The sequence below is a fragment of the Kitasatospora sp. NPDC040550 genome (genome assembly GCF_055594965.1).
Window position 1 is genome coordinate 132,665 of sequence record NZ_JBVIWC010000005.1, and the last position, 17,151, is coordinate 149,815.

Here is a 17,151-nt window from a genome sequence, read left to right on the forward strand (position 1 = left end):
CACTCAGGTGCACATCGGCGTGCCCTCACCGGAGATTTGATCGCCACTTATTCGGAATTGAACCACCTCCTGGCGCGCACTAAGGGGAGGCTGGCGGGTGATGTATGGTCGGACTGCTCCACCGAACTTGAGGGTTGTATGCGCCTCTATAGAACCGCGTGGCAGCGGTTTGCCGCTGAGATTGATGGTGGCGTTCCGGGTGATGGGAGTGCATGGCTGTCTCCGTCGCTAGGTCCAGAGACGACGCGATCATTTCAGGTCGCAGTGGACAGGCTCCGAACGGTGCTCGACGTCATGAGGCGAGAAGCTCGCCTGGTTGGCTTTGAGAGCTGGGTTCGCTGAATCTGCTGTCCCCCTTCGATCGTGAGAGGGTATTTCGACAGGGGGCAGCGCATCTATCGGGCCGAACAATTCCCGAGCGGGAGAGGGGCCATCCATGGCGGGTTTTCCGGAGTTCGGCACGATATTGGCCCGGCTGCTGAGCCACTGCGGGGGTGGACGCCGATTGGCTGTCCGCGGAGTCCGGCGTTCCGGCGCCCGAACTCCGTGGGGTGCTCGCGGGTACGGCACCGTTGCCCGAGCAGTTGGAGGAGCTCGCGCCCGCGCTCGGTTTCCACACGGCCGACCTCTACCTGATCGCGGCCCTCCCGGTGCCGCAGGCCCTGACTCCTCGGGAGCCGGCCCCCGGGCCTCGGCTCGCGGACCTCGTCCACTACGCGCTCGCGCTGCCGCCGGACCAGCGGGACCGCGTGCACCGGCTGGTCGACGAACTGCGCCAGGAGTCCCCCGAATGTCCGCTCGACCCACCACGGATGGCGGACCAGCAGGAGGGGGGCTTCGGAGCCGCCCTCGTCAACCTGCTGTTCGGCAGCCGGAACCTGAGGTCCCTGCGCGCTGCGGCCAAGCTGCTGTTCATGCTGACCAACGGCCACCTGTGCCTGGCCGAGACCACGATCGCCGCCCTGGCCCGGGGCGGCGTTCCCCTGACCCCGGACATGGTCGCGGGCTTCGCGCGTACCCTCGGCCTCCCTGAGGGCGACCTGGCCGCCGTCGTGGGTGTTGGACTCCCTGAACCACGCTGGCCCGATGACCCGTTGGCAGCCGAGATGGCAGGGCTGGTGTGGAACTGCCGCCTGCTGACCTCGGCCCAGGTCGACCAGGTTCACGCGGCGACGCGCTCGATGCTCGTACCGGTCCCCGCCGGTGCCTCCGACGAGGGCTGGAACAGCGTCTACTACCAGGGCGGCACCTGGTGGGGGCGCCGAAGCAGTAGCCGCCGATGGTGCGTGTCCACTCCGGCGTGGAGCGGTTCGTGAGGGAGCGACCGAGCGCGAGAGGATCGGCTGGATCTTTTCGGTACCGGCGTAGGTGAGCTTGTAGGACCCCCACTCGCTGCCGGGTAGTACGCTCGCCCTCCTCCAGCAGCTCCATCGGCGACGGCAATTCGGTGCCTCCATCGAGCAGGCGACACGACACCTCGCTCCAGCCGACGGGGTGTCGGTGCTATGCCTGGCCGGTGGAGACGCACCTGTCACTGGCGAAAACGCAATGGCTTCGAAGGCACAAGAGGCCTGATTCGGAAGCGTGGTGAGAGCTCGAACTTCCCAGCCATGCCGTCAACAGCCTTTCGCTCGATGACCCCCTGGGACCGCACCGTAGCCCCAAATCCATTGGTGCGCTCGCCAGTTGACCCAGCCGGGTGGTGGCCGTTCGAGTCGCGGAGCCGGGTGCCTGCCGGCCGCCGAAGGAGCCGGACGAGCTGCCGAGGGAGGCGGCCCCCGGCCTACTCGGCGCCCCGGTTCGCGGTGGCGCGCAGGGACCCGAGCAGGCTGAGGGCCTGCGCGCTGGAGCTGCCGGGCTTCGCCTGGTAGACGACCAGCTGCTGGCCGGGGGCGTCGCGCACGTCGAAGGCCTGGTAGGTGAGGGTCAGTCGGCCGACGTCCGGGTGGAGGAAGTGCTTGGCCTCCTGGGTCTTGCCGCGCACCGCGTGGGCGTTCCACAGCCGGGTGAAGTCGGTGCTGCCGGCGGTGAGGGCGCGGACGAGCTCCCGCAGCCGGGGGCTGTCCGGGTCGAGCCCGGCGGCCTGCCGCAGGTGGCCGACGACGGCTTCGGCCGTGTGGCCCCACCGTTCGTGGAACTGCCGGCCCGCCGGGTCGAGGAAGGCCATCCGGGCGAGGTTGTCCATCCGCTCGAAGGGCGAGTGCAGGGCCTCGGCCAGGATGTTGGCCGCCAGGACGTCCAACGTCCGGTTGATGACGAACGCGGGGGCGATCGGGTAGCCGTCCAGCAGCCGGCGCAGGGCGGGGCCGACCAGGTCGGTGGTGTGGGCGAACCGGCTGCCCGGCACCGTCCCCGCCAGCTGGTGCAGGTGCGCGTGCCCGTCCGGGTCGAGCCGCAGGGCGCGGCCGAGCGCGTCGAGGACCTGGGCCGACGGGTGGCGTTCGCGCCCCTGTTCCAGCCGGGTGTAGTAGTCCGCGTTCACCCCGGCCAGGACGGCGACCTCCTCCCGGCGCAGTCCGGCGACCCTGCGGACCCCGTGGCTCGCCACGCCGGCGTCCTGCGGCAGCAGGGCCGCGCGCCGTGCGCGCAGGAACTCTCCCAGGTGGTTGTCGGTCACGTCCTCAGCCTAGGCCGCGCCGGACGTGCCCCGCCTGGGTGTAGCGCACCCAGCCAGGGCACGTCCTGGTCGGCCGCCCGCGCCCCGCCCAGACTCGGGTCCTGTTCCACCACGAGCACCCCGTGTTCCGCGAAGAGGAGAAGCAGGCATGACGCAGACAGCCAAGGTCGTACTGGTCACCGGGGCGAGCAGCGGGATCGGGGAGGCCACCGCCCGCCGGCTCGCCGCCGACGGCCACCGCCTGTTCCTCGGGGCCCGGCGCACCGACCGCCTCGACGCGCTCACCGGCGAGCTCACCGGCGCGGGCGGCACCGCGGCGTTCCGGCGTCTCGACGTCACGGACGCCGCCGACGTCCGGGCCTTCGTGGCCGCCGCCCGGGAGCGCTACGGCCGGGTCGACGTCCTGGTCAACAACGCCGGCGTGATGCCGCTCTCGCCCCTGGAGGCGCTGAGGACGGACGAGTGGGACCGCATGATCGACGTGAACCTGCGGGGAGTCCTGCACGGCATCGCCGCCGCGCTGCCCGTGATGCGGGCCCAGGGCGGCGGGCACGTCGTGAACATCGCGTCCGTGGGCGCGTACGAGGTCTCTCCCACCGCCGCCGTCTACTGCGCCACCAAGTTCGCCGTCCGCGCGATCTCCGAGGGGCTGCGCCAGGAGTCGGCCGGAGACGTCCGGGTCACCCTCGTCTCTCCCGGCGTGACCGAGTCCGAACTCGCCGAAGGCATCTCCGACCCCGCCGCCAGGGAGGCCATGAGGGCGTACCGTGCGGTGGCCATTCCCGCCGCCGCGGTGGCGGAGGCGATCGCCTACGCCGTGTCCCAGCCCCGCCAGGTCGACGTCAACGAGCTGGTCGTCCGCCCCGCGGCGAGCGTCCAGTGACCCCGGTGACCGTCCACGTCGGCGGGCGGGGCGACGCGGACGGACCGGTGCGGACGGACCGGTGCAGGCGATCCCGTGCGCGTTCGGCCCCTCACTCGATCTGACGAACCGCGCGCTGCGGTCCACCGAGTCGTCCGCAGGTGGCTGGATACTCCGGGATCACGTGTGTGCACCGGCCGTGGCGGGGCGCGGGCGCACGCCTCCCATCTGCGGAAGGACACCGGATCATGCAGTCGATTCCCGGCCCCGGCGGCCCCGGCGGCGAACAGGGCACGGTCGGCGGGCCGACCGGCACGACCACGGTCATGCCGGCCCGCCCCCACGTGCCGTCCCCGGACGGGCCCAGGACCGGCGGGTACACCTGGCCCGGGCTGGACGAGGAGTTCACCCGGGAAGTCGTCGCGATCGCGCGGACGGCCGCAGGGCGCGAACTGGCCGAGTCGCAGGTCTTCGAGATCGTCCGGGCGCAGCCGCAACCGCAGGGACTGCCGCTGCGGGTGCGCCCGCAGCTGCGCCGCGAGCTGGACGCGTTCGTCGCCTCGTACCACCGGGTGATCGAGGCGGTGGTGGCCGCCTGGGAGCACGACCGCCACCTGCGCGAGGTGCTGACGCTTCCCCAGGTGCTGCGCGAGCACGTGGCCGCCGCCCGCGACACCCGGGTGCACCTGCTGCGGATCGACCTGCTGCCCCAGGCCGACGGCACGCTCCGGGTGCTGGAGACCAACGCCAACTGCCCCGGGGGCCTGCCCGGGGCCGGCCGGGGCCGGTCGGCCTGGCGGCCGCTGCTGGCCCGGCACGGCGTCGAGGTGCCGCCCCCGCTGCCGGCCGACGACCCGCTCTGGCCGGGGAGTTGGCTGCTGCGCCTGGCGGAGCAGCACACCGGGACCCGCCCGGAGACGGTGGCCCTGCTCTGCCCGGACGGAAGCTACCGCGCCGACACCCGCGACTACGACACCGCGCTGACGGCCCTGGGCGTCCGGGTCCTGCACGCGGACCCGCGCGAACTCTCGCTCGACGGGCGTCAGGGCATCGCCGTACGCGGGGAGCCGGTGCGGCACGCGTTCGCCAAGGTCGGCATCCAGGACCTGCTGCGGATGGGCGACGACGCGGCGCCCTACCTGGAGGCCGTGCGTGAGGGCCGGCTGTTCGTGCAGAACGGGCTGCGCGGACGCCTGATCGGCGACAACAAGCTGTGCCTGGCCGTGCTCTCCGACCCGCGCTTCGCCCACCTCTTCGACGCCGCCGACTACCGCCGGGTCCGGCCGACGATCCCGTGGTCGCGCAACCTCGCGCACTGCGACGCCGCGACGCTGCGCGCCGTCCTCCGCGACCGCGACCGCTACGTCCTCAAGCGCCCGCTGGACACCCGCGGCAACGGCGTGGTGATCGGCCGGGAGGCCGCCGACGCGCCGACCTGGGAGGCCGCCGTCGAGCTCGCGGGCACCGAGGGCTGGCTCGTCCAGGAGTACGTGACCAGCCCCCACCTCCTCGGTGTCGTGGACGGGCCGGCTCCCCGCCACGACGTGGCCCTGGGCGCCGTCGACGGCCGTCTGGTCTCGGCCTTCTCCCGCGCCGGCCACGGGGAGCGCCACAACGTCGCGGGCTCCGGACGGCCGCACCCGCTGTACCTGTGAACCGGCCGGGCGAGGTGGCGTCGCCCCCGGGATCGCAGCGCGAGCGCCCCGCGCCGGGGCGCTCGGTGACCGACCGGAGGCGAGGGACCGAGGACGTCGACACAGGCCCCGACCTGGATGTGGACCTGGACCTGGGCCCGGGCCCGGACCTGGCGACCGTGGGGGCCGATCCGGGGCCGGGGGCGGCTGCTCCCGACCGGCCCCGGCCCCTGCCCCGCCCGCCGGTCAGCGTCTGGCGGCAACGGAACTTCCAGGTCCTGTGGTCGGCGCACACCGTCAGCGAGTTCGGGACGCGGATCACGTTCTTCGTCATTCCCGTGCTCGCCCTGACGACCCTGTCGGCCTCGACCGGCCAGCTGGGACTCGTCTCGGCGATGGAGTCCCTGCCGTTCCTGCTGGTCGGCCTGCCGGCGGGCGCGCTGCTCGACCGGTGGGACCGCCGGCGGGTGATGGTCGTGGCGGACGTCGGCCGGGCCGTGACCATCGCCCTGCTGCCGGTCGCCCACCTCGCGGGGGTGCTGAGCGTGCCGCTGCTCTGTGCGGTCGGGTTCGCCATCGGGCTGTGCACGGTGTTCTTCGACATCGCCGACCAGGCGTTCCTGCCGACGGTCGTGGCGCGGGAGCAGACCCCGGACGGCAACAGCCGGCTCGAGTTCTCCCGCTCGACGGCGGAGCTGGCGGGCCCCAGCATCGGCGGCCTGCTGTTGCAGGCCGTCGCCGCGCCCCTGGTCCTGGTCGTCAACTCGGTGAGCTACCTGGTGTCCGCGCTGTTCCTCTGCCTCATCCGGACGCCCCGGGTGCCGGTGCCGCGGACGAGCACCAGGATGCGCACCCGGATCGCCGAGGGGCTGCGGTTCGTCTTCGGCCACCGGACCCTGCGCTCGCTGACCCTGGCCACGGGCATCAGCAACCTCGTCGGCCTGAGCGGCGCGCTGGGGGCCGTCCTGACCGCGTACGCGCTGCGCGACCTGCGGCTCTCGCCGGGGGAGCTCGGGCTGGCCCTGAGCGTGGGCAACTGCGGTGCGCTGCTGGGGGCCGCGCTCAGCGGCCGGGTCATCAGGCGCGTCGGCCTCGGCCCCGTCCTGGTCGCGGCCAAGTCGATGTCGGGGATCGCCGTGCTGGTGCTCGCGACCGCGGCGCCGGCCCGTGCCGTGCCGACCCTGGGCGTCGCGACCGGCATCATGGCCTGCGGCATCACCGTCTACAACATCGGCCAGGTGAGCCTGCGCCAGGCCATCACCCCCACCGGTCTGCAGGGCCGGATGAACGCCTCCGTCCGGTTCGCCATCTGGGGCACCCGCCCGCTCGGGGCGCTGGCCGGCGGCTACCTCGGTTCGGTCCTCGGCACCCGCCCCACGCTGTGGACGATCGCCGGGATCGGCCTGCTGTCCTGCCTGCCCCTGATCGCGACCGCGGACCTCCGGACGCTGCGGGCCTTCCCGTCCCGGCCCGAGCCGCCGGACACGCCTTAGTGGGCGTTTCAGCTAGGAACATGCCAGTTGATCCCGGCTCTTGGGAAGATCTGCGGGCCCGTCCGGCGCGACTCCCGAGGCCGGGGTGGCTGGAGTGCCGCTGGTGCTGGATAGCCTGTCCGAACCGTGTGGCTCGTCCTGTCTCGTCCCAGGAGGCCGGGCCCGATGGCACTTGTCCCGCGACTGCCGCGGCCTCTGGCCAGAGCAGCGATCCCGCAGTATTCCGTCATCATGACGGCCCGCCGACCGTATCCGAGCGACCTGTCCGACGCCCGCTGGGCCCTGGTCGAACCCACCCTCACCGCCTGGCGCGAGGAACGTGCCGCACGGGCCCTGGCCTTCGGGCGACCACCCGAGCACGAGCTGCGTGACCTGCTGGACGCGATCCTCTACGTCGACCGCACCGGCATCCCCTGGCGCTACCTCCCGCACGACTACCCGCCGCACCAGACCGTCTACGCCTACTTCGCCCGCTGGCAGCGCGACGGGGTGTTCGAGCAGCTCAACGGCCTGCTCCGGCGCCTCGTCCGCACGGCCGAGGGCCGCAGCCCGGACCCGACGGCCTGCATCCTCGACTCCCAGAGCGTGAAGACCGCAACCACGGTCCCCGCCGCGACCCAGGGCATCGACGTCGGGAAGAAGATCGTCGGCAGGAAGCGGAGCATCGTCACCGACACCCTCGGCCTCCTGCTCGCCGTGCTGGTCACCGCCGCGAGCGTGCACGACGGCACGGCCGGCCGGCAGCTGCTGACCCGGGTGGCCACCGACCACCCCACCGTTCACAAGGCCTGGGCCGACATGGGCTACAAGAACGCCGTCATCGAACACGGCGCAACCCTCGGCATCGACGTCGAGATCGTCCTCCGCGACCCCACGACCAGGGGATTCTCCGTCCAGCCCCGCCGCTGGGTCGTCGAACGCACCCTGGGCTGGCTGATGAACCACCGTCGCCTGGCCCGCGACTACGAAGCCCTCCCCGTGCGCTCCGAAGCCATGATCCACGTCGCGATGATCAGCCTCATGACCCGCCGCCTCACCGGCGAATCCACCCCGACCTGGCGCGGAACCTGACCTCGACAAGCAGGAACGAAACGCCCACTAAACCCCGGACTTCCCGGCCAGGCCGGTGATCGTCGCGGTGAGGACGCGGGCGAGCCGGGGTTCGACCTCGACGACGGCGTGGGCGAGGCGGGGGTCGCTGCGGTAGAGGGCGGCGACCTCGGGGCCCGGGTTGGCGATCTGCCACATGGCGCCGGCGAGGGAGACGGCGGTGGCGATCAGGTCGAGGACGTCCTGGTCGTCCAGGGCGGGCAGCTGCTCCTGGACCGCCGCGGTGATCGGCTCGCGGGCGGCGACGGTGGCGAGTTTGAAGTCGCGGACGGTGGCGACGGAGACGTGGCGTTCGAGGTTGAGCGGCGCGTGGGCGAGCAGGTCGCAGAAGCTCCCGCGGTCCGCGAGGGTGCCCGCGAACGCCCGGGCGACGGTCGCCGGGCTCGGGTCCGGGGTCTCCCGCAGCCGCGCGGTGAGGGCCTGCGACCACTCGGCCCAGCCCTCGGCGGTCAGGCGCAGGAAGATCTCCTCGCGCGTCTCGAAGTACCGCAGCAGCGCCGACTTGTGCATCCCGACGGCGGCGGCGATGTCGGTCAGGGTGATCTCCCTGATGCCGCGCTCACGGCCGAGTGCCGCGGCCGCCTCCAGGATCGAGGCCTCGCGTCGGCGCTTGGCCTCGGGCGAGCGTGCGCGCTGGAACTCCGGTGCTTCTGCCATCCACCCATGGTAGAGCAACGGTGTTGCCGTAATACCGCAACGGCGTTGCACTATTAGCGCAACGGTGTTCTACTCATGGCATCGAGCGGAACGCGACGGAGGGCGGCGTGAGCGACATGAACGACATGAACCACATGGGCGACACGGAGAGCGCGGAGGCCGTGGAGACCGTGGAGCACCGCAAGGAGCAGGTCTGGTTCATCACCGGCAGCTCGCGCGGCTTCGGCCGGAGCCTGGTGCGCGCGGCGCTGGAGGCCGGTGACCTGGTGGTCGCGACGGCCCGGCGGCCGGAGCAGCTGGCCGACCTCGTCGAGGAGTTCGGCGAGAGCGTCCGCCCGGTGGCGCTCGACGTCACCGATCCGGCGGCGGCCCGGTCGGCCGTCGCGCAGGCGCGGGCCGCCTTCGGCCGGATCGACGTACTGGTCAACAATGCCGGGTACGCCAACGTCTCGCCGATCGAGACCACCGAGGACGCCGACTTCCGGGCCCAGTTCGAGACCAACTTCTGGGGCGTCTACCACGTCACCAAGGCCGCGCTGCCGTTGCTGCGCGAGCAGAAGGGCGGCCTGGTGATGCAGTTCTCCTCGGTGGGCGGCAGGGTCGGCGGTTCGCCGGGCATCGCCTCGTACCAGGCGGCGAAGTTCGCCATCGACGGGTTCAGCCGCGTCCTGCGGTCCGAGCTCGCGCCGTTCGGCGTCAAGGTGCTGGTCGTCGAGCCCAGCGGCTTCCGCACCGACTGGGCCGGCGCCTCGATGGTCGTCCACGACATCCCGGAGGCCTACGCGGAGACGGTCGGCGCGATCAACGAGCGGCTGCGGCAGGGGGGCGACGGCGCCGCCGGGGACCCGGTCCGGGCCGCCGGGATCCTGGTGCGGATGGCCAAGCGCCGCGACGTCCCCGATCACCTGCCCCTCGGGGTCAACGCGGCCGAGGCCTCGATCGCGCAGGACCGCCGGCTCCTGGAGGAGGACACCAGGTGGCGCGAGGTCTCCCGCTCGGCCGACTTCACCGAGCCCTACCCGGTCGCCTTCCCGCCGGACTCCGGGCGCTGAACCCCGGCCGGACGGTGCGGGGCGGTGGGGAGTGCGGGGCGTCCCGGTCCGGCGCGGGGTCCGCGCCGGGCCGGGGAGTGGGCGCGGTCTCAGCAGTTGTCGAGGATGCCGGTGAGCGCGGTCTTCTCGGTGCTGTCCACGCTGAGCCCGTAGTACTGCTTCACCTGCACCCAGGCGCGGGCGTAGGTGCAGCGGTAGGACGCCTGGGGGAGCCACTCGGCCGGGTCGCGGTCGCCCTTGGAGCGGTTGCTGCCGGCGGAGACCAGGATCAGCTGGGGACGGGTGACGTCGTTGGCGAAGGCCTGGCGCTGGGGGGTGGTCCAGGCCCAGGCGCCGGAGGCCCAGGCCTCGGAGAGCGGCACCAGGTGGTCCACGTCGAAGGTGGACGGGTTGGTGGTGGTGGCGCCGTCGTACGGCGAGGTCCAACTGCCGCTGGTGGCCTTGCAGGAGGTGTCGGTGGTGACGTCGGTGCCGTCCCGCTTGACGATCCACTTGCGGGTGTCGCAGCTGCCGCTGATCTTGATCCAGGTGGGGAAGAGGGTTCTGTCGTAGCTGTCCGCGTGGGTCTCGGGGGTCGCGGTCATCCCGTCGAGGTAGAGCCGGGCGGTGGCGGCGGAGATCGGGGTCGGCAGTGCGGCCTGGGCCGGGCTGCCGCCGGCGACCACGGTCGCGGCGACGAGGGCGGCGGCGGCCGGCAGGCAGGACAGGAACCGGCGTATGGATCCGGTGGGGGCCATGGCGAACGCTCCATCAGAAGATCGGATTGACTGATGAGTTGCGTGCGCCAGTGTGTCGGCTCCGCGGCTACGCGGGTAGACCCCGGAAGTGAAATCCTCGTGGACATCGGACGGGTACGGACAACTCCGGCGGCCCCGGGGGCCGTTGGCACCCGGCCCGGATACGACGGGGCCCGGGACGCGGCTGTGCGTCCCGGACCCCTCGGCCGTTCGTCCTGCGGACCTCGCCGAGGCCGGCGGTCAGTTCACCCGCGCCTGCCCCTGCCCCTGCGCCTGCGCCTGGCGGTGGCGGCGGCCGGCCAGCCAGACGTAGACCAGGATGCCGGCGAACAGGAACAACACGCCCTGGTAGACGGCGGCGTAGCCGGCCCCGGCCAGCAGCCAGATCGAGAAGGCGAAGGCCCCGATGCCGAGCACCGCGTCGCGGACCAGGCGGGTGCCGTCGACCTTGTCGGTGGCGCCGCGGACCAGCCAGTACAACTGGGCGGCGGTGGACAGCAGATAGGGCACGACGGCGGTGAAGGTGGTGATCAGGACCAGCACGTCGAACGCGCCCTTGGCGCCGCTGGCGAAGTTGACGACGGTCAGCACCGAGGCGAGCGCCACGCTGACCAGCACGCCGAAGGTCGGCACGCCGCGCTTCTCCTTGCCGAAGGCGGCCGGGAACAGGCCGTCCCCGGCGGCCGCGTACGGTGCTTGGGCGGCCAGCAGGGTCCAGCCGTTGAGCGCGCCGGTCATCGAGACCAGCGCGGCGACGGCGATCACCGTGCCGCCCCAGGTGCCGCCGAACATGGCGTTCACGGCGTCCGAGAACGGCGCGCTGGAGTTGACCAGTTGCTGGTGCGCGACGGTGCCGAACACCGCGAGGGTGCCGAGCAGGTAGACCACCGCGGCGCCGCTGGTGCCGAGCACGCTGGCCCGGCCGACGTTGCGCTCCGGGTCGCGGACCTGGCCGGCGCTCATCGCGGCCGACTCGACGCCGACGTAGCTGAACATCAGGATCGCCGCGGCAGCGGTCATGCCGCCCATCCAGCCCTGGCCGCCGGCCTCGAAGGGCCCGACGTTCTTCGGGTCGAAGAAGAACAGCCCGCCCACCGAGATCAGCAGCAGCGGGATGAACTTCAGGACGGTGGAGACGAGTTGGACCGCCCCGACGTACCGGGTGCCGGCCAGGTTGGCCAGTGCGGGCAGCCACTGCAGGGCCAGCGCGGCGGTGATCTCCAGCGTGATGTCGTGGTGGATCGGCAGCAGCACGTCCAGGTAGCCGACGGCGGCCACGGCGAGCGCGGCGTTGCTGACCACGGCGGTGATCCAGTACGACCACGCCGACAGGAAGCCGGCGAAGTCGCCGAAGGCCTCGCGGGCGTAGACGTACGGCCCTCCGGTGCGCGGGGTGCGGCGGGCCAGCTGTCCGAAGACCAGCGCCAGCGCGATCGAGCCCACGGTGATGACGGCGAAGGCGAGCAGGCTGACCGTCCCGAAGGGAGCCACGGCGGCCGGGATCATGAAGATGCCGCCGCCGATGATGTTGCCCATCACCAGGGCGGTGGCGACGGGCAGCCCGAAGCGGCCGCTCTTCGCCGGAGCCGGAGCCGGAGCCGGAGCCGGAGCCTGGTCCGGGGCCTCCGGGCTGCTCGGTCGAGTCGCCTGCGGGGTCGCCTGCGGGCTCGCCTGCCGGGTCGCGGCGGGGCTGGTCTGCATGAGGGTGGTGCGCCTTTCGTGGTCCTGCCTGCGCTCGGTGGAGCGACCGTTCATGCTCGGACTGGGTGGCACCTTGCACCAAATCGACGGTATTTGTTCATTTCACCCGACGGAACACCGCAAGACTTGCGGTCGCACGCCCGTCGGACCGGCACTCGTCCGGTGCGCCCCGTGAGGGCGTTCGACCCGGAACGCGGGTGTACGACCGGGTTCGTCCGGCCGGGGGAGATGTGTCACCCGAATGACTCAGCGCGGCTGCGGCGCGCGCGCCGCCTGCGGGTTCGTGTGCCAACCTTGGCCCGGCGCTCCCCGGTGGAGCGCCGCCCGGCCTTTCGGACCGGCTCGAACTGGCCGTTCGGGGGCGCGGGTTGACGACCAGAGACCAACCAAGAGGACATCAGATGTCGCTTCGTGGGAACATCCGCAAGTTCGCCGTGATCACCGTCGTGACGGGCGCTGCCGCCCTCGCCGCGCCGGCTCCGGCGATGGCGGCGTGGCACGCGTCGGACTCCTCGTCCAGCGCGAGCCTGGAGTCGGGCTCGGCCGGTGTCGGCCTCTTCGGCCCGCACGCCAGCTGGCTGAACGCCCACTCGCACATGGAGGACGCCTGCATCGGCGACTGCTGATCCGGCTGACCCGCAGCTGAGCCCGGGGACCGCGCACAGCGGCCCCCGGGCTCACGGCCGTCCGGCCCCCGGGCTCACGGCCGTCCGGCCCCCGGGCTCACGGCCGTCCGGACACCGAGGGCGCAGCCGGCGCGCGGGACAGCCGCCCCGGCCACCACAGGTGCCGGTCCAGGTCCATGGTCAGCGCGGTGACCAGCACCGAGCGCACCACCAGGGTGTCCAGCAGTACCCCCAGTGCCACCGCGAACCCGATCTCGGCCAGCCCCACCACCGGCAGCGTCCCGAGCACGGCGAAGGTGCTGGCCAGGATCAGCCCGGCCGAGGTGATCACCCCGCCGGTTGCGGACAGCCCGATCAGCGCGCCCTGCCGGGTGCCGTGGTGGGCGGACTCCTCCCGCACCCGGGTCATCAGGAAGATGTTGTAGTCGATCCCCAGCGCGACCAGGAAGACGAAGACGAACAGCGGGAACGCGTTGTCCTCGCCCTGGAAGTGGAAGACGTGCGCGAAGAACAGCGAGCTGATCCCGAGCGCCGCCGCGTACGACAGCACCACGGTCGCGATCAGCACCAGCGGCGCGGTGACGGCCCGCAGCAGCACGGCCAGGATCAGCAGCACCACGCCGAGCACCAGCGGGATGATCGCCCGGTTGTCGTCCCCGGCGGCCCGCCCGGCGTCCAGGACGACGGCGGTGTTCCCGCCGACCTTGGCGTCCGCCCCCGGTACGGCGTGCACCGCGGCGCGCACCCGGTCGACGGTGGCCTTGGCGGCCTGGCTGTCCGGCGGGTCGGCCAGGGTGGCCTGGAACAGCGCCCGCCCGTCCCGCACCACCGGTGGCGAGGTGGCGGAGACCCCGGCGGTGGACTGCGCGGCGGCCCGTACGGCCGGGGCGGCGGCCGCGTCGGAGATCACGGTGAGCGGTGCGCCCGTCCCGCCCGGGAAGTGCTGCTCCAGCACCTGCTGGCCGACCACCGAGTCCGGTGTGCCGGTGAAGGAGGCGGCCGTGCTGAGCCCGTTGGCGTTCAGCGAGACCAGCCCCACGCAGCAGGCCGCGAGCGCCAGCGCCGTCCCGACCCACACCTTGCGCGGCCGCCGTCCGATCCAGGCGCCGACGTGCGCCCAGCGGCCGGTCCGGGTCGGCTCCGGGGTGCCGTAGGCCGGTCTGACCGGCCAGAACACCCAGCGGCCGACGATCACCAGCAGCGCGGGCAGCAGGGTCAGCATCGCGGCCAGGGCGACCACGACACCGATCGCCAGGACCGGGCCGAGGCCGCGGGTGGAGTTCATCCGGGCGATCAGCAGGCACAGCATCGAGGCGACCACGGTGGCCGAGGAGGCCAGTACGGCGGGCCCGGCCCGGTGCAGGGCGTACGCCATCGCCTCGTGCCGGTCCTCGTGCCGACGCAGCTCCTCCCGGTAGCGGGCGGTGAGCAGCAGGGCGTAGTCGGTGCCCGCGCCCAGCACCAGGACGATCAGGATCCCGGCGCTCTGCGCGTTGACGGTCAGCCCGGCGTGCTTCGCCAGCAGGTAGATGAAGGCCTGGGAGACGGTCAGCGCACCGGCGGCGGAGAGCAGCGGCAGCAGCCACAGCACCGGGCTGCGGTAGGTGAGCAGCAGCAGGACGATCACCACGCTCACCGTGACGGCGAGCAGGGAGCCGTCGATGCCCGCGAAGGCCTTGGCCTGGTCGGCGGCGATCCCGCCGGGGCCGGTGACGTGGGTGGTCATGCCGGGGCTGTCGGCGGCCGCGGTCTGCCGCAGGGTGTCCACGGCGGGCTTGAGGTCGTTCCAGCCGTTGGTGCCGACGTCGATCGGCACGATGGTCTGCATCGCCTGCCCGTCGGCGGACACCACCGGGCCGATCACCGGCCCGACCACGTGCGGGACGGCGGCGAACCCGACGGCCTGCCGGGCCGCCGCGGCCCGGTCGGCCGGGGTGATGCCGGTGGTCCGCTGGTAGACGACGACGGCCTGGGCGGTGTCCACCGGCCGGAAGGCCCGCTGCTCGTTCAGCACCTGGGTGGACTCGGCGCTGCCCGGCAGCCAGCTGGACGCCTGGTTGTCCTCGGCGCCCGTCAGCTTCCCGGCCAGCGGGCCCAGCGCGATCAGCAGCACCAGCCACAGGGCCAGCACCACCCACTTGCTCCGGCGCCCGCAGGGCAGCGCGACCAGCCTCCGAGTCGTGGACATGCATCCGTCCCCAGGTGGCAGTGACTCGTTCCAGCCTGCCACCGCCCCGCCCGACCGGCAGCTCCGGAGGCAGTGCCGGCGGGCGACGGCCTGGCGGGGCGACGGCCGGGCGCCCGGGCGGCCGGACGGTCAGACGGGCACGGCCGCCCGCTCGCGCAGCTCCCGCAGCACCGCGATGTCCATCGCGTGCCCGGTGCCGTCCCCGCCGTGCTTGCGGTCCGGGGTCTCCACCAGGAGCGGCACCCCGGCCGTCTCCGGGTGCTCGAACAGCTCGCGGAACGGCTCCGCGCCGATCATCCCGGCGCCGATGTTGGCGTGCCGGTCCTTGCGGGCGCCGACCACGTCCTCCGAGTCGTTGGCGTGGATCAGCCGCAGCCGGCCCGGACCGGCGGCCGAGGCCAGCGCGTCCAGTGCGGCCGTCACCCCGCCGGGGACGGCCAGGTCGTGCCCGGCGGCGAAGGCGTGGCAGGTGTCCAGGCAGACGCCGACCTTGGGGTGCCCGTCCAGCGCCTCCACGTACTCGGCCAGCTGCTCCAGCCGCGAGCAGAGCGAGCTGCCCTGGCCGGCGGTCGGCTCCAGCAGCAGCCAGGGCGCGTCGTCGCCGAGCGCGTCCAGCTCGTCCAGCAGCGGCCGGACGTCGGCGCGCACCTGCGCCATCGCCTCGGCCCGGCGCGAACCGCCGCCGGGCGCGGTGCCGACGGCCGAGCCGGTGTGCAGCACGACGCCGAGCGCGCCGATCGCGTGGCCGCGGTGCAGCGAGTGCCGCAGTGAGTCGGCCGAGCGCTCCCGGGTGGCCGGGTTGTCCGAGCCGAAGTTGATCAGGTACGGCGCGTGCACCCAGGCCGGGATGCCCTGCTCGGCGCAGGCCGTACGGAACTCCTCGTCCTGGGCCGGGTTCCCTGCGGGCGTGGCCCAGCCGCGCGGGTTGGCCACGAACACCTGCACCGTCTCGGCACCGACCCGGCTCGCGTACGCCAGGCCCGTCCCGGCCAGGCCCCGGCCGGCCACCGGGACGTGGGCGCCGATCGGGTTCCGGCGGGCGGCGGGGGTCGGTCCGGTCGCGGTGCTCATGTCCCCGAGGATGTCACGGGCCCGGACGGCGACGGCGCGCGGGCCCGTCCCCGCGCCGGGTGCGCGCGCCACGCCGGGGCGCGCCCGGCGGGAACCGTCGGGGCCGTCCCAATGGCCGACGGCCCGTCAGTCCGGCAGCCCAGCCCTGGTGGCGGGCCCCCGGGGGCGACCGTACCGTCGACTCGGCCGTACTCACCGAACGTCACCACCCGCACACGCCGGGTCGGACCGTCCCCTCCGCCCTCCCGCAGCCGACCAGCGCGCCCACCGCCCCACCGCGCGCGCCGAAAGACAGGTCACCACTCATGCCCACGCGCCGGGTCCACCACCTCGCCGCGGCCACCGCCGCCGCCACCGCCCTGACCACCGCCCTGACCACCGTCCTCGCCACCCTGGCCGCCGCACCCGCGGCCCACGCCGCCGACGGCGCCCTCCACCTCGTCCACCCCGGAGAATCGATCCAGCGGGCCGTCGACGCCGCCGCCCCCGGCGACACGGTCCAGGTGCTGCCCGGCAGCTACCGCGGCAGCGTCCGCATCACCACCCCCCACCTCACCCTGCGCGGCGCCGGAGCGGCCACCGAGATCACCCCCGGGGACGGCACCGAGAACGCCTGCGCCACCGCCGGGCACGGCGTCTGCGTGGTCGGCACCGAGCAGGCCCCGCTGTCCGGGGTCACCGTCGAGGCCCTCGCCGTCACCGGCTTCCGCAAGAACGGCATCGACGCCAGTGGCACCACGGGCCTGACCGTCCGCGCCACCTACGTCCACGACAACGCCCAGCAGGGCATCAGCCAGGAGATCTCCACCAAGGCCACCATCGTGGGCAACCGCTCCGTCGACAACGGCCAGTCCGGTGTCTTCCTCGCCAACTACGCCTACCGCGAGGGCGGCGCGCCCGACACCGGGGGCACCCTCGTCGACGGCAACGTGCTCACCGGGAACCGGGTCGGCGTCACCGTGCGCCGGCTGCGCGTGCTCACCGTCCAGGGCAACGAGGTCAGCGGCAACTGCAGCGGCGTCTTCGTGGTCGGGGACGAGGGCGTGCCCCGGGCCGGGGACCTCGACGTCCGGCGGAACCGGGTGGTCGCCAACAACAAGTTCTGCCCGGCCAATCCGCGCCTCGGCGCCATCCAGGGCGCGGGCATCGTGCTCACCGGCACCGAGGACACCCGGGTGACCGACAACGAGGTCCGCGACAACGTCGGATCCACCGACTTCTCCGGCGGCATCGTGCTGTTCAAGAGCGTCGTCGGCATCCCCAACACCCGGGCCACCGTCACCGACAACCGGCTGAGCGGCAACGGCCCGGCCGACCTCGCCGACCGCGACACCGGCACCGACAACTCCTTCACCCGCAACACCTGCGCGGTCTCCGTGCCCTCCGGCCGCTGCTGACCCGCC

Annotated in this window: 14 protein-coding genes; 8 read left to right on the forward strand and 6 right to left on the reverse strand. The window is 73.2% G+C overall.

Annotated elements, in window-relative coordinates; all coding sequences use genetic code 11:
• Window positions 1–494: 494 nt before the first annotated feature.
• Complete coding sequence (locus tag ACZ58X_RS10195; protein WP_470333203.1) at window positions 495–1,316, forward strand: hypothetical protein; 822 nt, start codon at window positions 495–497, stop codon at window positions 1,314–1,316.
• Between the two features lie 467 nt (window positions 1,317–1,783).
• Here ACZ58X_RS10195 and ACZ58X_RS10200 read toward each other — a convergent pair whose 3' ends face one another.
• Window positions 1,784–2,617 carry a helix-turn-helix transcriptional regulator gene (locus ACZ58X_RS10200; RefSeq protein ID WP_470333204.1) on the reverse strand — a complete coding sequence of 278 codons (834 nt, stop codon included), beginning with the start codon at window positions 2,615–2,617 and terminating at the stop codon, window positions 1,784–1,786.
• Between the two features lie 148 nt (window positions 2,618–2,765).
• Here ACZ58X_RS10200 and ACZ58X_RS10205 point away from each other — a divergent pair, with 148 nt between their 5' ends.
• The 4 genes from ACZ58X_RS10205 (at window position 2,766) to ACZ58X_RS10220 (ending at window position 7,677) form a co-directional block, all read left to right on the forward strand.
• Window positions 2,766–3,500, forward strand: a complete 735-nt coding sequence (locus ACZ58X_RS10205; RefSeq protein ID WP_470333205.1) for an SDR family oxidoreductase — start codon at window positions 2,766–2,768, stop codon at window positions 3,498–3,500.
• Between the two features lie 227 nt (window positions 3,501–3,727).
• Complete coding sequence (locus tag ACZ58X_RS10210; RefSeq protein WP_470333206.1) at window positions 3,728–5,134, forward strand: hypothetical protein; 1,407 nt, start codon at window positions 3,728–3,730, stop codon at window positions 5,132–5,134.
• A gap of 65 nt (window positions 5,135–5,199) precedes the next feature.
• On the forward strand, window positions 5,200–6,606 hold the full coding sequence (locus tag ACZ58X_RS10215) for an MFS transporter (RefSeq protein WP_470333207.1): 1,407 nt from the start codon (window positions 5,200–5,202) through the stop codon (window positions 6,604–6,606).
• Between the two features lie 231 nt (window positions 6,607–6,837).
• The gene (locus ACZ58X_RS10220) at window positions 6,838–7,677 is read left to right on the forward strand and encodes an IS5 family transposase (RefSeq protein WP_470333208.1); all 840 of its coding nucleotides are present in this window, start codon (window positions 6,838–6,840) and stop codon (window positions 7,675–7,677) included.
• 27 nt (window positions 7,678–7,704) lie between these two features.
• Here the strand turns inward: ACZ58X_RS10220 and ACZ58X_RS10225 are convergent, their stop codons facing one another.
• Window positions 7,705–8,373, reverse strand: a complete 669-nt coding sequence (locus ACZ58X_RS10225; RefSeq protein ID WP_470333209.1) for a TetR/AcrR family transcriptional regulator — start codon at window positions 8,371–8,373, stop codon at window positions 7,705–7,707.
• 134 nt (window positions 8,374–8,507) lie between these two features.
• Here ACZ58X_RS10225 and ACZ58X_RS10230 point away from each other — a divergent pair, with 134 nt between their 5' ends.
• Window positions 8,508–9,425: an SDR family NAD(P)-dependent oxidoreductase gene (locus ACZ58X_RS10230; RefSeq protein WP_470333392.1), complete on the forward strand. Its 918-nt coding sequence runs from the start codon at window positions 8,508–8,510 to the stop codon at window positions 9,423–9,425.
• Window positions 9,426–9,514: 89 nt separating this feature from the next.
• Here the strand turns inward: ACZ58X_RS10230 and ACZ58X_RS10235 are convergent, their stop codons facing one another.
• Complete coding sequence (locus ACZ58X_RS10235; protein WP_470333210.1) at window positions 9,515–10,162, reverse strand: HNH endonuclease family protein; 648 nt, start codon at window positions 10,160–10,162, stop codon at window positions 9,515–9,517.
• Between the two features lie 240 nt (window positions 10,163–10,402).
• Window positions 10,403–11,863, reverse strand: coding sequence for an amino acid permease (locus ACZ58X_RS10240; RefSeq protein ID WP_470333393.1), 1,461 nt, complete (start codon window positions 11,861–11,863; stop codon window positions 10,403–10,405).
• A 401-nt stretch (window positions 11,864–12,264) separates the two neighbouring features.
• On the opposite strand from ACZ58X_RS10240, the gene ACZ58X_RS10245 reads away from it, so the two are divergent.
• Entirely contained in the window at window positions 12,265–12,489 is a 225-nt protein-coding gene (locus ACZ58X_RS10245) for a hypothetical protein (protein WP_402484201.1), read from the forward strand.
• A 97-nt stretch (window positions 12,490–12,586) separates the two neighbouring features.
• Here ACZ58X_RS10245 and ACZ58X_RS10250 read toward each other — a convergent pair whose 3' ends face one another.
• The gene (locus ACZ58X_RS10250) at window positions 12,587–14,677 is read right to left on the reverse strand and encodes an MMPL family transporter (protein WP_470333211.1); all 2,091 of its coding nucleotides are present in this window, start codon (window positions 14,675–14,677) and stop codon (window positions 12,587–12,589) included.
• Between the two features lie 129 nt (window positions 14,678–14,806).
• A complete protein-coding gene (locus ACZ58X_RS10255) occupies window positions 14,807–15,748 on the reverse strand; it encodes a deoxyribonuclease IV (protein WP_470333212.1) in 942 nt (313 codons plus the stop codon).
• Between the two features lie 305 nt (window positions 15,749–16,053).
• Here ACZ58X_RS10255 and ACZ58X_RS10260 point away from each other — a divergent pair, with 305 nt between their 5' ends.
• Window positions 16,054–17,145 (forward strand): right-handed parallel beta-helix repeat-containing protein, encoded by a 1,092-nt coding sequence (locus ACZ58X_RS10260; RefSeq protein ID WP_470333213.1) that lies wholly within the window; start codon window positions 16,054–16,056, stop codon window positions 17,143–17,145.
• The last annotated feature ends 6 nt before the right edge of the window (window positions 17,146–17,151 follow it).

Bases quoted from the DNA above. Each gene is read 5' to 3' on its own strand.
- ACZ58X_RS10205 (WP_470333205.1), top strand. From the start codon at position 2,766: ATGACGCAGACAGCCAAGGTCGTACTGGTCACCGGGGCGAGCAGCGGG.
- ACZ58X_RS10210 (WP_470333206.1), top strand. From the start codon at position 3,728: ATGCAGTCGATTCCCGGCCCCGGCGGCCCCGGCGGCGAACAGGGCACG.
- ACZ58X_RS10220 (WP_470333208.1), top strand. From the start codon at position 6,838: ATGACGGCCCGCCGACCGTATCCGAGCGACCTGTCCGACGCCCGCTGG.
- ACZ58X_RS10225 (WP_470333209.1), bottom strand. From the start codon at position 8,373: ATGGCAGAAGCACCGGAGTTCCAGCGCGCACGCTCGCCCGAGGCCAAG.
- ACZ58X_RS10230 (WP_470333392.1), top strand. From the start codon at position 8,508: ATGGGCGACACGGAGAGCGCGGAGGCCGTGGAGACCGTGGAGCACCGC.
- ACZ58X_RS10235 (WP_470333210.1), bottom strand. From the start codon at position 10,162: ATGGCCCCCACCGGATCCATACGCCGGTTCCTGTCCTGCCTGCCGGCC.
- ACZ58X_RS10240 (WP_470333393.1), bottom strand. From the start codon at position 11,863: ATGCAGACCAGCCCCGCCGCGACCCGGCAGGCGAGCCCGCAGGCGACC.
- ACZ58X_RS10245 (WP_402484201.1), top strand. From the start codon at position 12,265: ATGTCGCTTCGTGGGAACATCCGCAAGTTCGCCGTGATCACCGTCGTG.
- ACZ58X_RS10250 (WP_470333211.1), bottom strand. From the start codon at position 14,677: ATGTCCACGACTCGGAGGCTGGTCGCGCTGCCCTGCGGGCGCCGGAGC.
- ACZ58X_RS10255 (WP_470333212.1), bottom strand. From the start codon at position 15,748: ATGAGCACCGCGACCGGACCGACCCCCGCCGCCCGCCGGAACCCGATC.
- ACZ58X_RS10260 (WP_470333213.1), top strand. From the start codon at position 16,054: ATGCCCACGCGCCGGGTCCACCACCTCGCCGCGGCCACCGCCGCCGCC.